Source organism: Pandoraea aquatica, from assembly GCF_902459565.1.
GTDB lineage: Bacteria > Pseudomonadota > Gammaproteobacteria > Burkholderiales > Burkholderiaceae > Pandoraea > Pandoraea aquatica.
In genome coordinates this window covers 91,992-107,861 of record NZ_CABPSN010000009.1, presented here as the reverse complement: position 1 = coordinate 107,861, position 15,870 = coordinate 91,992, and the positions used below count along the sequence as shown (strand labels likewise).

Below are 15,870 nucleotides of genomic sequence, written 5' to 3'. Positions count from 1 at the left end.
GACGTTGGCGAACGTGTACTGAGCGCAAAAACGAATCATGGAAGCCAGGCGTGTGCTGTCGGAAAACAATGATCGCTTCGGAGTTTCGACGGTCGCCGTTTCATGCTCAACATCTCGCAAAGTACCGCCGGCTTGACGGCGACGTGTCGTTCGTCTGCGGCCGACGCCAGTCCTTCCCGCACCATGCGCACCGATGCCGCGCGCACACGTCCGTGCGCACCCGACGTGGATCTCGCGCAGACATTCAGGCGAGATGTGTTGTCGCTGATGGCACTGTTGGGATCGGCGACAGCCATCGGCACGGCGGGTGCTCCGATCATCGGCAGCGCCTTGGCTTTGGGCGGTGCCTTTTCCGCGCTACTCCGCTGGGGACCAACGGCCGAACAGGCACGCGACGCGGCTTTCGGGCAGTTCATGGACGAGCTGCGCGCGCAGGGCGTCTGTCAGAAAGACGTGGCGAAGCTCGCGGATGTCGACCGCAGTCATCCCACGCAAGCGGCGATGTTTCACGCGATCTTCCCGGAGATCTCGCTGACGGCCTTTACCGTGTGGATGAAGGAAATCGAGTCCGCAGACAAGCATCGATTGCTCGACTTCGGCCGCATCGTCCTGGCGGTGCGAGGCGCACTGAATTTGTCGCCGCACACCGATCCGGACGAGGTGCTGCGTTCGCTACCGGTCCGCTATTGGGCGCTCAACGCCGAACGCGCGATGAAGGCACAGTTCGATCCTGTGAAGGTCGGTCAGGAAAAACCGGTGGCTACGCTCACGCGTGAGGCGCTTACATGGCTGTACGGGGGCTTCCGTCCGACCTCCGTCGATCCGCTGCCGGTCCGTGCTGCACGAGAGGAAAGCCGCGCTGTGATGAATCACGACGCGGCCGATTGGCTGAAGCTCAACGACCGTCGGATGCTGGACCTCAAATGCACGGGCGATGCGCTCGACAACGGGGCGGTCAGCGTCGCGCAACGTGAGTTGCGGCAACGTAAAGCGGTGCTGCTTGCGCAGAAGCAGGCAATGAAAGCGGGGACGGAAAGTCGTCAGCTCGACCGGCGCATTCAGGTGCTCGAATTATCGGATCGACGGTTGACGGAGCCGAACGAAGAAAAGCGCGGGGTATTGACGCGTGAGTTGGCGGCGCTGAGAAAGGACATCGCGCTGTGGTCGTTGCCGAAGGACGAGCGCGTCGCGATGCAAAAGCGGCAGCGCGACGAGTTTGCCGGATTCGAGCCGCCAACGTTGATACCGCCCCGGCACATCGTGCCCATTCTTCCCATAGCCCCGTCCGTGGCCGACGACGTGTTCGATGTGGAGCCGCCCCTCGAGATGACAACGTCGGCCGCCGCGCGTCATGGCGGCATGCTGCAAACGGTGCCGCGCGCAATGGGGTACATCGGCTCGGCGGTGCGCACCCTGTTCTCGTGGGGCTCGACGACGCACGACGCCACGCAGACGACGTTCGACGAGGAGGCAGGCAGACCGCTGACGGTGTTCGCGGGTGTCGATCCTCTGGCGGACCCGTTGGCGCACGATCTTTCGCTGTCCGCGGACACCGGTGGCGCGTCGACGAACCCCAAGCTGGGCCTCTCGGCCAGCGTGTTCGGCCTCGCCGCCACGAGCGGCATCCTCTACACCGGCTATGAATGGATGCGGCCGGAGGGTGCGCCGCCCTCGGCCGGACCTGGCGAGGGTAGCAACGCGACAGCGACCGATCCGGCGCTCACGACTTCACAGCAAGCGCTCATTGCGAAACTTGCCGACCGCCTTCACGCGGGCGACGATGGTGTCTGGGGCTCGACGCTGGAGGCCATCGCCGGAGTCGTGTCGAATGCGCCCGATCCCCACGCGCCAGACGTCGTTGAACGGGTCGCAGCGTTGCTGCGTCACGACTTCAACGAGATCGCAGCGATCCAGGAAGACGAAGCAAACGATGACGCAGACGACTTCAGCGAGTTCGATGTCCCTGACGTCGCCCCCGACCATCGACGCTTGCGTCGTTCCGTCGATTCGAGCACGACGGCGCAACGGCTGACGCAAATGCGAGACGTCGCCGCTGGTGATCGTGCTGACACCGAAACCGTCATCGACATCATCGATGCCGTCGACCAGTATCGGCACTCGGTCTCCGGTGACGACGAAAAGCGCCTGTTCGGCGCGTTGCAATCGCATTGGCGTTCGGACCCGTCGCTCGAATGGCTGGCACGCGCGCCGGAATCGGAGCAGAAGCTCTGGCTGCATTACGTGCAAAAGGCGCGCGATCGCTTCGATAAATTCGCGCAGGCGATCCATCACGCACAGCCGCTCGATGTGGTGTACGTCGCGTTCGCGCAGTCAGGGCTTCAAGGGGATCCGGCGTCATGGACGGTGACATATCCTGCGCCGGTTGAGGGCATCTCGCCGCCGATCATCGTGCAGCAACGCCTGATCGACGCCTGTCTGTCGGGCGATTCGCGCCGCGATCCGGAGACGTTCGAAGGTTTCCTGAACGGTCAGCCGGTGACGGCAGCGCAGACCGCGCTGATGCGCACGTTGCTGCGTGGTCAGGCTTGCCGCACGACACCGCAGGCGCGGTTCAAGGCGATCGAATCGTCGATTCCCTCGTTGCAGACGCCATTCGCGACCTTCCTCGAAGGAGAACTGCATCGCGACATTCTGGAAGCGAAGCTGAAGGGGCATCTGACGGGCGGACGCGACGCGTGGATTCAGGGGCTGCGTCTGATGCAGGATGCGATGCACGACGCGCCGGATGTCGAGGTCGGCGCGTTACGCCTCGCGCCGCCCGGCATGTCCGAGATTCCACTGTTGCCGTGGCTCGTCTTCGCTCGCAAGGACAACAAGCGCAAGGACGCGGACCACTGTGTGGTGCTCTATCGTCCCGAAGAAAAGGCGTGGTCCGTATTTGACAATCGTCAGGCCCTCTATCAATACCTGGATCTTCCACGCCTTCGCAAGTCGCTGAGCCGTGAGATGGAAAAGCCGACCCCGTCGAGCCCTGCCACCGTGACGGTGAACGACGACGCCCTGCGCACGCTGCCGCAGGTGGCGTTGGAAGCGGTCGCGCCGCGCGATCGTCAGGCGCTGAGAAAATTCCTCGACTCGCAATCCGAGAATCCCGCGCATTGGAAGCCCGAGTTTCTCCAGTTCTCGCCGTACGACGGCGCGCGTTTGCCCATACGGCTTGAGGCGTGGGCGCGACGTCAGCTCGATCGGCTCGCCACGCAACTCGACCCGATGACGAAGGTGCCGGGATTGCCCGCGCAACTCGCGGACGCGCTGGCGCTCGACCAACGCTTTCAGGCCTATGAGGCGGAGCATCTTCCACCCTTGCGGGAATTCACGCGGCGCACGGAGAGCGACAAGCTCACGCGGGGCTTGCGTGGCGTAGAGGGAAAAAGCGGCGACGGTTTGCCCGATCTCGGCGCGGTCGACGCCGACAGTGTCTCGATCCTGTTCAACGGTCAGAACATGACCGTGACGGACTGGGTGCTGGAAGGCTATCGCCACCATGGCGACGGCGTGTTCGCGTCGACCAACAACTTTCAGCGCGACGCGCAAATCGTCGCGAGCGATGCGGCGGTCGCTGAGCGTCTGAGTACGCCTGACTTCAAGGAAAGTCTTGAGCGTAATCTTCGCAGCACCTACGCCGGAGATGCCTACATCGCGCATCTCAGACAGTGGCTCACATCGGACGATCCGACGGCGGAGACTTTCCGGCATCTGACGCAAGTGGCGATCCGGGCAAAACTTCAGGTGACGATTTCGATGGATACGGCGAGTGGACGTCTCCCGCCGGCGGACGCCGCATGGTTGAACGGTCTCGTCGGCGGGTTGCCGGGGCGCGTGGCAGTGGGCGACGCGTTCATCAGCGAGCTATACGTTGCGGGCCGTCGCATTCCCGGCGTGCTGGTCCTCTCGCAACGCAAGCGCGTGGGGCCGGATACCGTTGGCAAAGCGCCGCTGCGCACAGACTACGTCTGGCTGCCCGAGGGGCCGTATGGCTCGGAACTGCTACCGCTCACGGCGTACCGCGAGGGGCTGCACCGCACGCCCTATGACGACGATCTGTTGGGACGTGTACTCACGAAGGATCGCAAAGTTGTCGACGACGCGCTGCGTTACGGCAAGGGGATCGGGGCATCGCAGATGCATACGGTGGCCTTGAACGATTTCGGCAGCTTCGGCGACCAGCGGCTGCTCGACAGGATCGACGAGACGCAAGAGAGCACGACGAGCCGTTCGGAAGTCGTCTGGGAACAAGTCGTCAAAGGTGTTCGACTGGCCTTGCTGCCGGTCTGCATTGCGCCGACCGGTGGCGCGGGCATAGCGCTTTGCGGTGTGGGAACGGCTGCGCTGGCTGGCGTCGACCTGATGAGCGCCTACGAGAATATCCAGCGCGGAGAAATCGATGCAGCGCTACTCGACGTCGCGTTCTTGTGGGCCGACGCGCTGGATATCGGTGCGGGATTGCGCATCATGGATCCGCGACGTCTGCTCGCCTGGGCCGGGAAATCGCATTTCGCGAATGCGGCCGACGTCACCGAAGTACTGAATAAGGTGAAGGGGCAGCGCGCGGCCTTCGACGATCTCGGGCATCTGCGCGATACGCTGGCGACCCATGGCATCGACGTCGGCAACGTTGACCCGACGCCGGTGCGCACCGGTCCGGTATCGGGCGGCGTGCGTTACGAACGCGACGGACGCAGCTACATCCGTGACGGCGGCCGCACCTTCGAAGTGTTCTCCGACAACGCATGGGCGACGATTCGGGTGCGTGATCCGCAACGTGCCAATGCGCCCGGCATTCCGGTGACGTTTCGCGATGGCCGTTGGCAGTGGGACGACGCGGGTTTGCTCGGCGGCGGGCCGACGGCGGCCAAACGAGCGCGGACGATCGACGCGAGCAGCTTCCTGCTTGACCTCGGTCTGGCGCCGCGAGACGTCAACGTCTTCCTGAACGCTTTTGTCTTCCCGCCGGGGGTGGCAGCGATGCGTCGTATCGAGGTGGCGCAGGAAATTCACGCGACGGGCAAGGTGCCGGGGTGGGCGTTCAACTATGTGCGTGCGTCGGAGCGCGGCCGCGTCTTCGGATGGACAGGTCAGTCGCCTGCCGAAGTGCTTGGCAAAGCGGGCACGGTGGGCGATGCACAGCAATCACTGTACCGGAGCGAGTTCGAGTTTCCGAAACCGGAGATGTGGGCGTGGTTCGATCTCGAAGCGGTACAGGGCGGGAAACCGATGTGGGCGGCAGCGTTCGCCAGGTCGTACGAGGGCATGTTTTCGGCCGAGGAAGTGCTGGTCGCGAAGGGCGTGTTCGAAGACATCGGCGCGGCACGCCGCTATCTGAACGCTTTCGAATCGCTCGATACGGCGACGCGGCATCGATTGGTGACGGATCGCATGAGCGGACGCACGCCGTCGTGGGCCTACCCGTACATCAAGCCAAACGACGCGTGGTTGCTGCTCAGCAGGGATGGACTCTCCGCCGAACAGATTCTCGTCGCGACCGGGGACTTTCTGAGTGAAGCCGACGTGCATGCGTATCTCGGCAAGTTCGAATTCCCGCTCGGGGCATTGGGCGCAGAGCGGCGCACGTGGCTGGCGCAACGACGACTGATCACAGGATCGACGCCGCGCGAGTTCGCCATCTATCTGCGCGAGCCGATCAGTATGGAAGTGTCGGGCGCGAAGATGCTGGCGAATGCAGGTATCTTCAACACCCTCAAGGAGGCGGGCGATTACCTCGCGCAGTTCAGGCCACTCACCCGCGTGAGCGGCAAGCTCTCCGTCGATGAGGCAAAACAGATCGCCCTGACGCGGATTCTCGAAGGGGCACCCCCGGCATGGGCATTTCCGATGGTCGAGCCGGAGAACGTGCTGGCGCTCTTTGGCCCGAATCGCATTCCGCGAGGCATCGAAAGTCTGAGCGTGTTGCAGCATACGTCTGCCACGCTCGTGCTGCCGGACGTGATGCCGCATCTGAAGAGTCTTCGCATCGAGGGGAATGTCGATCTCACGCTGCCGAAGTCGTTGCCCAGCGTCGAGCGCTTCGTCGTCAAGCGCGCCGTAGTGCCTCGCGAATTCCGCTTGCCGGTCATGGGTCGCGCGATCACTGTCGTGGTCGATGGCACGAACGCGAATACGCTGCGTATTCCGTACGAGTGTCAGTCACTGACGATGTTGGGTGTCGACGGCAATCTGTCGCTGCGCAGCTTTGAGATCGAGTCGATGCCTGAAGGGGCGGGGGCTGCTGAGCCGTCGCAGTTGCTCAGCATCGAGATCAATAACAATCCGCGACTTCAGCAAGTGGATTTGCCGCTCGATCTGCCGGACTTGGGGACGCTCAATCTTGCGCGCAACGACCTGACGCGCCTGCCGCTGACAGGGGACCATCGACTGCCGAGCCTGATGAGACTCAATCTCGCGCGTAATCGCATCGCGACGCTTACCGATGTGCCGGCGTTGCCCGGGTTGCAGACGCTCACGCTCACGACGAATCAGTTTGCGAACATTCCTCATGTGGTGGCGAGCTGGCGTAGCGTCGTGCCGACGCATAGCTTGTTCGGGCGTCCGCTCATCGTGGACATGGCGGGCAATCCGATTCCTGAGCAGCGCATTCTCGAATGGCAGCAACGTCCGGCCGTGCCGAATGGTGCGCAAGTGTATTTCTCGATGGGCAACACCTTTCAGATCGCCGCCCGCCCGCTGGCGGACGCGGTGTCGGATTGGTTCGACCCGGCGGTGCAGGCGATGCATCGGCAGCTTTGGGAGGGTTTCGCGAAGGAGACTAACGCGCCGGACTTTTCCCAGTTTCTCGACCGCCTTCGTCGCACTGTGAATTACGAAAGTGCGTCGTTTCGCAGCCGCGCGAGGAAGTTCATTACTGAGCTGGAGGCAGACCGGTCGTTTCGCGAGAAGATATTTCCGGTGAGTCTGTGCTCGACGGAATCTTGTGAGGACCGGGTGACATACACCTTCGGGCAGATGAAGCAGGCGTGGCTCGCGCACGCGGTGACCAAGGGTGTGTACGACGACGATCCGAAACTGTTCAAGGCGACGATGCTCGGCCTGTACCGTCTCCATCTTCTCGAACTGATCGCACGTGAGAAGGTGCCGACGCTGGCTTATGTCGACGAAATCGAAGTGTTTCTCGCGTATCAGGTGAAGTTGCGCGGCGCGCTGGCGTTGCCGACGGACGCGACCGAGATGCGCTACTTCGGCGTGTCGGGCGTGACGGAGGCGGACTTGAAGGCGGCGAAGGAGCGGGTGCTGCGAGAAGAGGAAAAGGACTTCCCGAAGTATCTGGCGAATTCGGGGCCGGTGCAGGCATTGCTCGAACGCCGCTGGCCGGAGGAGTTCGCTGCGGCGAGGGACCAACTCACGGACAGCATGGACCCGGATGTCTTCCAGCAGCGGGTGAAAGACCATCTGAGGGACGACGGTCTGGACAACGACGCCGACGCCCTGCGCGGGGCCGGTCCGGGTGTGCTGCAAACCCGGACCTACGAAGCCTACCGCCCGCTAATCGACCGTCTGCTGGCGATGGGGTGATAGGCACGAAGGCTACCCCCGGTTTGGCGGGGGCAGGCATCCTATTGGATTCGCGTTTGTGCCTTGCGGTAGGTATCGAGGTTCTCTCGCTTGCCCACTGCGATCACCAGGACGGTGAATGCCGTCGCATTAACCCGGTAGACCAGCCGATAACCCGCGGACGCGAGTTTGATCTTGTAGCAATCAGGCATCGATCTCAATCGACTGCCGGGCCCCTGAGGGTGTCGAAGACGTTGTTGCAGTTTCGTTTTGAACTGTCGCCGGATCGACGCGTCGAGCGTGCGCCATTCCGTGAGCGCCGAAGGGAGAAATTGCAGGTCATAAGTCGTCAAGCTTTGTACTCACCGGCGTTTCGCCGGCGCGTGAACGGATGATGTCGGCGAGGTCGGCATCGTCCAGGCGCTCGCAGATCGTTTCCCAATCCGCAGCGGGAATGAGATACGCCACGGGAGTGTTGCGATTCAGGATGGCGACGGGGCCGTCGGCACGGTTGATGGCGGCACTGGGGTTTGATTTCAATTCGCTGATTCCGATCGATGCGCTGGCAAGGATGATTTTCATGTCATGTCTCATCAGGCCCGGGGGGGTGACCAATCCGCTTGCGCACATTGGCCGAGACCCTGAGAACGAGCCAATCATAGGTCGGTTATCGACGGCTGGCTTTGGGGGATGGCCGAGAATCCCACCAGATATTTCCGATTTTTAGACCGCTTGAAAGCGGTGGCCGAACGTCGCGCGATCAGCCGTTCTTCAGCGCCAACGCGCGCTCGTACAACGCGTTCTTCGGTGCCCCGGTAATCGCGGCCGCGAGTTTGGCGGCGCTCTTCGTCGGTAGCTCCGCGACGAGCAGCGCGAGGACGCGCTGCGCCTCGGCATCCACGCCGTCGTCGCTCTCGCTGGCCGCCGCGCCCGAAACCGCCAGCACGAACTCGCCGCGCTGACGGTTCGCGTCCGCCTTCAGCCACGCCACGCCCTCGCTCAGCGCACACTCGTGAATGTCCTCGAAGCGCTTGGTCAACTCGCGTCCGATCAGCAGACGACGCTCCCCGCCCAGCCCCTCGGCCAGGGCCGCCACCGTCTCCACGATCCGGTGCGGCGCTTCGTAAAACACCTGTGCCGCCGTCGACCCCGACAGAGCCGCAATCGCCTGGGCGCGTTGTTGTGACTTCGACGGCAGAAAGCCCACGAACGTGAACGTCTCCACCCAAGCGCCCGCCGCCGACAGCAACGTGATCACCGCGCTAGCACCCGGCACCGGCACCACACCCAGGCCCGCCGCGCGCACCGCATCGACCAGTCGTGCCCCCGGATCGGAGATGCCCGGCGTGCCGGCGTCCGAAATGTAGGCGATGCGCTCGCCGCCGCGCAAGCGCTCCACAAGTCGCGTCGCCGCTTCGTTTTCGTTGTGCTGATGGGCCGCAATCAGCGGCTTATCGATGCCGTAACGCTGCAACAACAGCGCGCTGTTGCGCGTATCTTCACAGGCGATGGCGTCGACCATGCCGAGGATGTGCAGGGCCCGCACGGTGATGTCGGCGGTGTTGCCCAGCGGTGTGGCCACCACGTACAGGGTGCCCGTGGGGTAATGCTGACCTTCGGTCAGCGACATCAGACGCTCATCCATCGCATCGGCCTCCCATGCGCGTGGGCATCGTCATGCGGGGCGTGAGGTGCATGAGGTGCATCGGAATTCGGACAGTGCCGGCTTCGCCGGTCACGGAAAACATCGGAACAACCATGTCGAATCAGCTAGGAGTTTCGTTCGAGGGGCGCGCGCAGGCGCTATTGGAGCGGCGCGGATGGCGGCTCGTCGCCCGCAATTATCAGTGCCGGGGCGGCGAAATCGACCTCATTATGCGGGATCGCGCCGGCGTGCTGGTATTCGTCGAGGTGCGCGCCCGTGCACGCAGCGACTTCGGCGGTGCGGCACAAAGCATCACGCACGCGAAACGGCGACGTCTGACGCTGGCTGCCCGGCACTACCTGCTGCGGCGTCCGGCGGCGCGGTGCCGCTTCGATGTGGTGACGTTCGACGGACGCCCGCCCGTGGTGCGCTGGCTGCCCGACGCTTTTCGCACGGACGATCTCTGAGCCAGGCCGTGCCCGAACCCTTGCCCGCCGGCCCTGTTACACTTGCGAAATTGCCGCTTTTCAAGACTGACGGCATCTGAACGCCAGCCCACATAAGGCTGGCAGCTTTTGCGACACCCTGGCAAACGACCATGTCGATCGAACGAATTCAGCAACACTTCACGGATAGCGTCGAGACCAAGCTGGCCGCGCGCGACGAACTGGCTCACCATATCGCCGCCGCTGCGGACGTCATGGTCGAAGCCCTCGCCAACGGCAACAAGATTCTCGCGTGCGGTAACGGTGGCTCGGCGGCCGACTGCCAGCACTTCGCCGCCGAACTCGTCGGCCGCTTCGAGCGCGAACGCCCCGAACTGCCGGCCATCGCCCTGACCACGGACTCGTCGATCCTGACGGCCGTCGGCAACGACTACAACTTCGACGTCATCTTCTCCAAGCAGGTCCGCGCGCTCGGCCAGGAAGGCGACGTGCTGCTGGCAATCACCACGTCGGGCAACTCCGGCAACGTGCTCAAGGCGATCGAAGCCGCGCACGAGCGTGGCATGCACGTGATCGCGCTCACGGGCAAGGGCGGTGGCAAGACCAACGACGTGCTGGGCGAACTGGACGTGCACATCTGCGTGCCGGCCCAGCGCACGGCCCGTATTCAGGAAGTGCACCTGCTCACGATTCACTGCCTGTGCGACCTGATCGACTCGATGCTGCTTGGCGACGAGTGAACCTATTGTCATCTTAAGGCGTCAAGATCATGTGACGGGTACCGGGTCGCGGGGGCGAGCGGTGCCGACCGGGCGCGGCGGGGGCCGTCCCGTCCGAACATCCTGGAAGGAGAAAGCCCGATGAGTTTCCGACGCGCCCAAAGCGTTCAAAGTCTGCAAAGTCTTATTAAGCCGCTGATCGCGGCAGCCCTGATTACCGCAACCCTCGCCGGTTGCGCCCCCATCATCCTCGGCGGCGCCGCGACAGGCGCACTCGTCGCCACCGACCGTCGCTCGGTCGGCGCGCAGACGGAAGACCGCGAGATCCAGGTCAAGGCCGAAGCCAACATCGCCAATACGCTGACCGACGACGCCGTGCACGTGAACGTGACCGTCTTCAACCGTCGCGTGCTGCTCACCGGCGAAGTGCCGAACGACGCCACCAAGCAAGCCGCTGTGAACATCGTCAAGCAGATCAGCAACGTGCGCGGCATCGTCGACGAACTGGCCATCGGGCCGAAGAGTTCGTTCGGCTCGCGCTCGAACGACGCGTGGATCACCAGCAAGGTCAAGGCGAACCTGATCAACACGAAGGAAATCTCGGCCAATGTCTTCAAGGTCGTGACCGAGCGTGGCGACGTCTATCTGATGGGGCTGGTGTCGCAGGAAGAAGGCACCATCGGCGCGAACGTGGCGAGCCGCATCGACGGCGTGCAGAAGGTCGTCAAACTGTATGAATACGTGAAGCCGGAAGAGGCGCAGCGTCTGTCGACCGAAGCCGAGAAGAACCCGGCACCGGTGCAGGACGACACCAATGCGGCCACGGTCACCACCACGCCCATCGGCAACGACACCGTGACGGCCAAGCCGCTCTCGTCGCCCGCGCCGATCAGCGAAGGACCGGTCAAGCCGGGGCCGTCGAACAAGACCGGCAACTGATCGAAGCAGCGCTGCGGAGCCTCTCCTTGCCCATGCTGACCGGGCATTGCCCGGACACACGCCGCCGCCATCGTCCCCTTCGCCACAAGGCGAGCCGGACGATTGCGGCGGCGTTCGTTTTGACGGCAAGCCTCGGGTTTGCCGTATCGGGCGTTGCATCGGCTGCCGAGGCGTTGCCTGCTTCAGGCGTACGCGCGGCGTCACCGGTGTACGTCGCACCTTCGCAGTCTTCGCGCGCCGAGCCGGACTGGCAGGCGCGCGATTGGGCGATGGCTTGTATGAGTTGCCACAATGCGTCGGCCCCGGTCAGTGCGGGGAAGGCAACGCTCTCCGTGCTGGACGGGCGTCCGGCGGCCGAGCTGATGGCTGCGCTTCAGGCCATGCGAGACGGAAAACGTCCCGCGACGCTGATGCCGCAACTGCTCAAGGGCTATCGCGAGGACGAATTGCAGCGCATCGCCGCGTACTTCGCTGCGCAGCCCAAACCCTCTGCTTCGTCCCGATAGGCCGCCCGCGCATGCACCGCCGCCACTTCCTTCTCGGCCTGAGTTCGACGGCTGCGCTCGCCGGAACAGTCGGCATGGCCATCCCTTCCGGCGCATTCGCTGCGCCACTCTGGCCGACGCCGGTCAAAGGCCGCGCCCGCGTGGTCGTCGTCGGCGGTGGGTTCGGTGGTGCCACGGCGGCCAAGGCGCTGCGCGTGCTCTCGGGGAACACGATCGACGTCACGCTCGTGGAACCGAACCCCGCCTTCGTCTCCTCTCCGTTATCGAATCTCGTCGTCGGCGGCAACCTGCGCGTGAGCGACCTCACGGTGCCTTACGACCGGCTGGTGTCGCGGCACGGCGTGGCCTGGCGACGCACGCGCGCTACCGCCATCGACGCGGCGCGCAAACAGGTCAAGCTGGCAGACGGCGCAAGTCTCGCCTACGACAAGCTGATCGTCGCGCCCGGTGTCTCGCTTCGTCGCGACGCCATTGCCGGTCTGAACGACGCCGCAATGCGCGAGGCGCTTCCCGTCGGCTGGACGGACGCCCGCGAGAGCGCCACGTTGCACGCTGGACTGAAGGCCATGCCCGACGGCGGCGTGTTCGCCATCACGATTCCCGAAGCGCCGTTCCGCTGCCCGCCGGCGCCGTACGAACGCGCGTGTCAGGCGGCGGCATGGCTGCGACAGCACAATCCGCGCGCCAAAGTGCTGATCTTCGACGCCAATGACGCGGTGCTGGCCGAAGCGGAGCAGTTCCACGATGTCTGGCGCACGCAGTACGACGGCATGATCGAGTACCACCCGCAGTTCAACTGCACGGAGGTCGTGGCCGACGGGAAGACGCCGCTCGCCCGCTTCGAGCTGGGCGAGGAAATCCGCGCCGACGTGCTGAACGTCATTCCCCCGATGCGCGCGGGCGACCTCGCCGTGCAAAGCGGACTGGCGACGGCCAACGGCCGTTGGTGCGACGTCGACTTCCTGAGCTTCGCGTCCGCCGCGCAGCCCGACATCCATGTCCTCGGCGACGCCATCCAGATTGCGCCGCAAATGCCGAAATCGGGTCACATGGCCAACCAGCACGGCAAGGTCTGCGCGGCGGCCATCGTCGCCACGCTGTCCGGCCGTCCGGTCAATCCCGCGCCGCTCTACAGCAACACTTGCTATACGTTCGTTTCGTCCGCCGAAGCGATGCACGTTGCCAGCGTGCATCGCTATGACGCAGCGCAGCACACCGTGATGCCGGTGCAAGGCACGGGTGGCGCGTCGCCACGGGCCACGCGAGACGAATTCGCGCTGGGACTCGCATGGGCGCAGGGCATCTGGGCCGACATGCTGGCCTGACGCGGCGTTCAGGCGCATTTTGATGGCGTTCGATGTCGTCGAATCGCGTTTGGAGGGGAGTCTCTAAGCGGCGCAACCTACGTCCTTACGACGCGCCCGACGCACGTGTTGTCGGCGCGCTGCAATCCCCCGCTTTCCCCCGTTGACGGGGCCTTACCCCTCGCGGTTACACTGGCTCCACGAAAAAATAAGCGTTGGGGGGCATAGGGATGGCGTATCGCCAGGGAGAGTCCCGTCTTGCGTCACGCGTCACGCGTGGGGGCTCGGAGTCTGTTCGCAATCGTCAGGTCGCACACCGCAATTCTGTAGGCCGAAGTGCCGTACGTGTGGCCGAGATCGTCGCCATATCGCTTTGCTCCCTGAGTCTGCTCGGCAGCCAGTACGCCTGGGCCGACGCCAGCCCGGTGCGCGGCGATCCGATGCAAAGTCTGCCGAAGATCGAAGCACCCAAGGCCGCACCGGCGACCATCCACATTCAGCCGCCGACGCAGGAAGAGGCGCTCAAGTCGCTGCTCGCACGCAAGATCACACCCCAGCGTTTCGGTATCGAAGGCGTGAAGTCGCTGCCGTTCGATCAGATCGCGGCGTTGTTCTCGCCCATGGCCGGTAAGGAAGTCACCATCGGCGATCTGGTCGAGAAGGCCAACCAGGTCACGAAGATGTATCAGGACGCCGGCTACCTGCTGTCGTTCGCCTTCGTCCCCGCGCAGGATTTCAACGACGGCTTCGTGCGCGTAACCATCGTCGAAGGATATATCTCCAGCACGAAGATCAGCGGCAAGCCCGGACCGTCCGAGCAGCGGTTGCGAGACATTGCCGCGCACATCGAGGCGGAGCGTCCGCTCAAGCGCGCGACGTTCGAGCGCTATCTGAATCTGCTCACGCTCGTGCCCGGCATGAAGATCAAGGCCGACGTGCAGCCGCCCACGCAGACCGACGGCGCAACCGAACTGTCGCTGGACGTGCAGCGTCAGCCTGTCGCATTGGGCACGTCGCTCTCGTATAACAACCCGGGCATTCGCGGCGTTTTCACCGTCACGAGCAACGCGCTCACGCCGCTGGGCGAACAGATCCAGTTGACGGCCATCGCGCCGAAGGGACACAACGACGAGGAGTTCTACGCGGCGTCGTACTTGCAGCCGCTGGGCTCGAACGGGCTTCAGGCGCGGGTCGATGCATCGCACTATCGCGGCCAGCCGGACGATCAGGCGCTCGCGGGCCTCACGCGTCACCTCGACACCAAGCGCGTCGCGGTGAGCCTGTCGTACCCGATCCTGCTCAACAACCAGCGCAGTCTGACGGTCAGCGGCGGCATGTACGGCGTGAATTCGCGAGACCGTTACGAAGTGCCGAATTCGCCGAACAACATCAACTCGCAGACGAACGTTCGCGCCGGTCAGGTCCAGCTCGCGTACAACGAAGTGACCGAGAAGCAAACGCGCAGCGCCACGCTGGGCGTGTTCAAGGGCTTCAACGGAATGGGCGCGAGCCAGTCGTACACGACGCAGCCCGCGGGCATCCAGCAGATTCTCGGGCCGTACGATCTTGCCTTCTGGCGCTTCAACCTCGACGCCAAGCAAGGGGTGGTGTTGCCGTGGGACTTCGGTGTCGTCGTCTCGGCAGGGGCGCAGTACAGCAGCAACACGCTGCCAACGTCCGAACAGGCCACGTTCGGGGGGCAGCGTTACGGTCTGGGCTATCCGGCTGGCGAAATCGCGGCCGACAAGGGATGGGGCGCATCCATCGAGCTGAACCGTATGTTCCGCACGGACTTCCGGTATCTGAAGACGGTTCAGCCGTATCTGTTGCTCGATACCGCTCGCGTCTACTTGAACGCCGGTCAACTGTTCCACAACCAACTGGCGTCCGTGGGCCTTGGCGTACGCATCTCCGACAGCAAGTACTACACGCTCGACCTGTCGGTCGCCAAGCCGATGGCGGACGCGCCGACCAACTCACCCAACCGTCCGCTGCGCTTCAACGCGAACTGGTCGTATCAGTTCGAGTAAGCGGGGGACCGCCGGGTCCGGTAGCATGCTGCGGGGCGACGCTCGTGCAATAGCTGCATGAGCGTCGCCCCGGTTGTTTGGGTCGTCCCTCATCAAATTTCTTATCAGGTTTTTCCCTGATGCCGATGCCCCCTCTGTCTTCGTGTGTTCCGACGCGTCGCCTGACGCCGCTGGCGACGTGCGTCTCGCAGTCGATTACAGGGCCGTGCGCTATATCCACCGGTATACACGGAAACGTCTCGTCGTCGAACACGCTCGATCATCGCGCAGCCGATAGATCGGTGTCCGATATGTTGCAGTGCAGCTTGATTCCTTCGCTCGTTATTTTGATTATCCGTATATGCGTATGTAGGCATATGCGAAATTCTATGTGCCTTCGCACGAACTTGAAGACTGACCGTCATGGAAGAACTCGATCGCGTATTCGAAAAGGTGTCGCACTACTTCAGCCTGCTGTCGGAGCCGACGCGGCTGAAGATCCTGCACGCGCTGTGTGGGGGCGAGCGCTCGGTGAACGAGGTGGTGACGGAAGTGGGGTCGTCGCAGACCAACGTGTCTCGGCATCTCGGCGCGATGTATCAGGCGGGCGTGCTTTCGCGGCGTCGCGACGGGAACCAGGTGTACTACACGATTGCGGATACCGGGGTGGTCGAGATCTGTCGCGCCGTGTGCGTGCAGGTGGCCGGCCGAATCGAGGAGGAAGCGCTGCCAGAGCGTGCCGTCGATGGCTTCATGCCACGCGGGAATTAATACA

Annotated in this window: 11 protein-coding genes; 8 read left to right on the top strand and 3 right to left on the bottom strand. The window is 63.8% G+C overall.

Annotation, left to right across the window (positions count from 1 at the left end; genetic code table 11):
* Positions 1-102: 102 nt before the first annotated feature.
* On the top strand, positions 103-7,548 hold the full coding sequence (locus tag PAQ31011_RS22985; RefSeq protein WP_150578003.1) for an NEL-type E3 ubiquitin ligase domain-containing protein: 7,446 nt from the start codon (positions 103-105) through the stop codon (positions 7,546-7,548).
* 41 nt (positions 7,549-7,589) lie between these two features.
* On the opposite strand, the gene PAQ31011_RS22980 is transcribed toward PAQ31011_RS22985, so the two are convergent.
* The 3 genes from PAQ31011_RS22980 to rsmI form a co-directional block, all read right to left on the bottom strand.
* Positions 7,590-7,880: a type II toxin-antitoxin system RelE family toxin gene (locus tag PAQ31011_RS22980; protein ID WP_150578002.1), complete on the bottom strand. Its 291-nt coding sequence runs from the start codon at positions 7,878-7,880 to the stop codon at positions 7,590-7,592.
* Positions 7,867-8,109 carry a type II toxin-antitoxin system Phd/YefM family antitoxin gene (locus PAQ31011_RS22975; protein ID WP_150578001.1) on the bottom strand — a complete coding sequence of 81 codons (243 nt, stop codon included), beginning with the start codon at positions 8,107-8,109 and terminating at the stop codon, positions 7,867-7,869. Before PAQ31011_RS22975 ends, PAQ31011_RS22980 begins: the two co-directional genes overlap by 14 nt.
* 178 nt (positions 8,110-8,287) lie before the next feature.
* A complete protein-coding gene (rsmI, locus tag PAQ31011_RS22970) occupies positions 8,288-9,172 on the bottom strand; it encodes a 16S rRNA (cytidine(1402)-2'-O)-methyltransferase (protein ID WP_150578000.1) in 885 nt (294 codons plus the stop codon).
* 113 nt (positions 9,173-9,285) lie between these two features.
* On the opposite strand from rsmI, the gene PAQ31011_RS22965 reads away from it, so the two are divergent.
* From PAQ31011_RS22965 to PAQ31011_RS22935, 7 genes are all read left to right on the top strand, one after another.
* Positions 9,286-9,639, top strand: coding sequence for a YraN family protein (locus PAQ31011_RS22965; RefSeq protein ID WP_150577999.1), 354 nt, complete (start codon positions 9,286-9,288; stop codon positions 9,637-9,639).
* A gap of 131 nt (positions 9,640-9,770) precedes the next feature.
* The gene (locus PAQ31011_RS22960; RefSeq protein WP_039393910.1) at positions 9,771-10,358 is read left to right on the top strand and encodes a phosphoheptose isomerase; all 588 of its coding nucleotides are present in this window, start codon (positions 9,771-9,773) and stop codon (positions 10,356-10,358) included.
* A 120-nt stretch (positions 10,359-10,478) separates the two neighbouring features.
* On the top strand, positions 10,479-11,276 hold the full coding sequence (locus PAQ31011_RS22955) for a BON domain-containing protein (RefSeq protein ID WP_150577998.1): 798 nt from the start codon (positions 10,479-10,481) through the stop codon (positions 11,274-11,276).
* Positions 11,277-11,302: 26 nt separating this feature from the next.
* Complete coding sequence (locus tag PAQ31011_RS22950) at positions 11,303-11,782, top strand: c-type cytochrome (protein ID WP_150577997.1); 480 nt, start codon at positions 11,303-11,305, stop codon at positions 11,780-11,782.
* 11 nt (positions 11,783-11,793) lie between these two features.
* Positions 11,794-13,107: an NAD(P)/FAD-dependent oxidoreductase gene (locus PAQ31011_RS22945; protein WP_150577996.1), complete on the top strand. Its 1,314-nt coding sequence runs from the start codon at positions 11,794-11,796 to the stop codon at positions 13,105-13,107.
* A 326-nt stretch (positions 13,108-13,433) separates the two neighbouring features.
* Positions 13,434-15,116: a ShlB/FhaC/HecB family hemolysin secretion/activation protein gene (locus PAQ31011_RS22940; protein ID WP_343031684.1), complete on the top strand. Its 1,683-nt coding sequence runs from the start codon at positions 13,434-13,436 to the stop codon at positions 15,114-15,116.
* Positions 15,117-15,518: 402 nt separating this feature from the next.
* A complete protein-coding gene (locus tag PAQ31011_RS22935) occupies positions 15,519-15,866 on the top strand; it encodes an ArsR/SmtB family transcription factor (protein WP_150577994.1) in 348 nt (115 codons plus the stop codon).
* Positions 15,867-15,870 lie beyond the last annotated feature (4 nt).

Coding starts and splice junctions, on each gene's coding strand:
- rsmI (WP_150578000.1), bottom strand. CDS start 9,172: ATGGATGAGCGTCTGATGTCGCTGACCGAAGGTCAGCATTACCCCACG.
- PAQ31011_RS22960 (WP_039393910.1), top strand. CDS start 9,771: ATGTCGATCGAACGAATTCAGCAACACTTCACGGATAGCGTCGAGACC.
- PAQ31011_RS22955 (WP_150577998.1), top strand. CDS start 10,479: ATGAGTTTCCGACGCGCCCAAAGCGTTCAAAGTCTGCAAAGTCTTATT.
- PAQ31011_RS22975 (WP_150578001.1), bottom strand. CDS start 8,109: ATGAAAATCATCCTTGCCAGCGCATCGATCGGAATCAGCGAATTGAAA.
- PAQ31011_RS22945 (WP_150577996.1), top strand. CDS start 11,794: ATGCACCGCCGCCACTTCCTTCTCGGCCTGAGTTCGACGGCTGCGCTC.
- PAQ31011_RS22965 (WP_150577999.1), top strand. CDS start 9,286: ATGTCGAATCAGCTAGGAGTTTCGTTCGAGGGGCGCGCGCAGGCGCTA.
- PAQ31011_RS22935 (WP_150577994.1), top strand. CDS start 15,519: ATGGAAGAACTCGATCGCGTATTCGAAAAGGTGTCGCACTACTTCAGC.
- PAQ31011_RS22985 (WP_150578003.1), top strand. CDS start 103: ATGCTCAACATCTCGCAAAGTACCGCCGGCTTGACGGCGACGTGTCGT.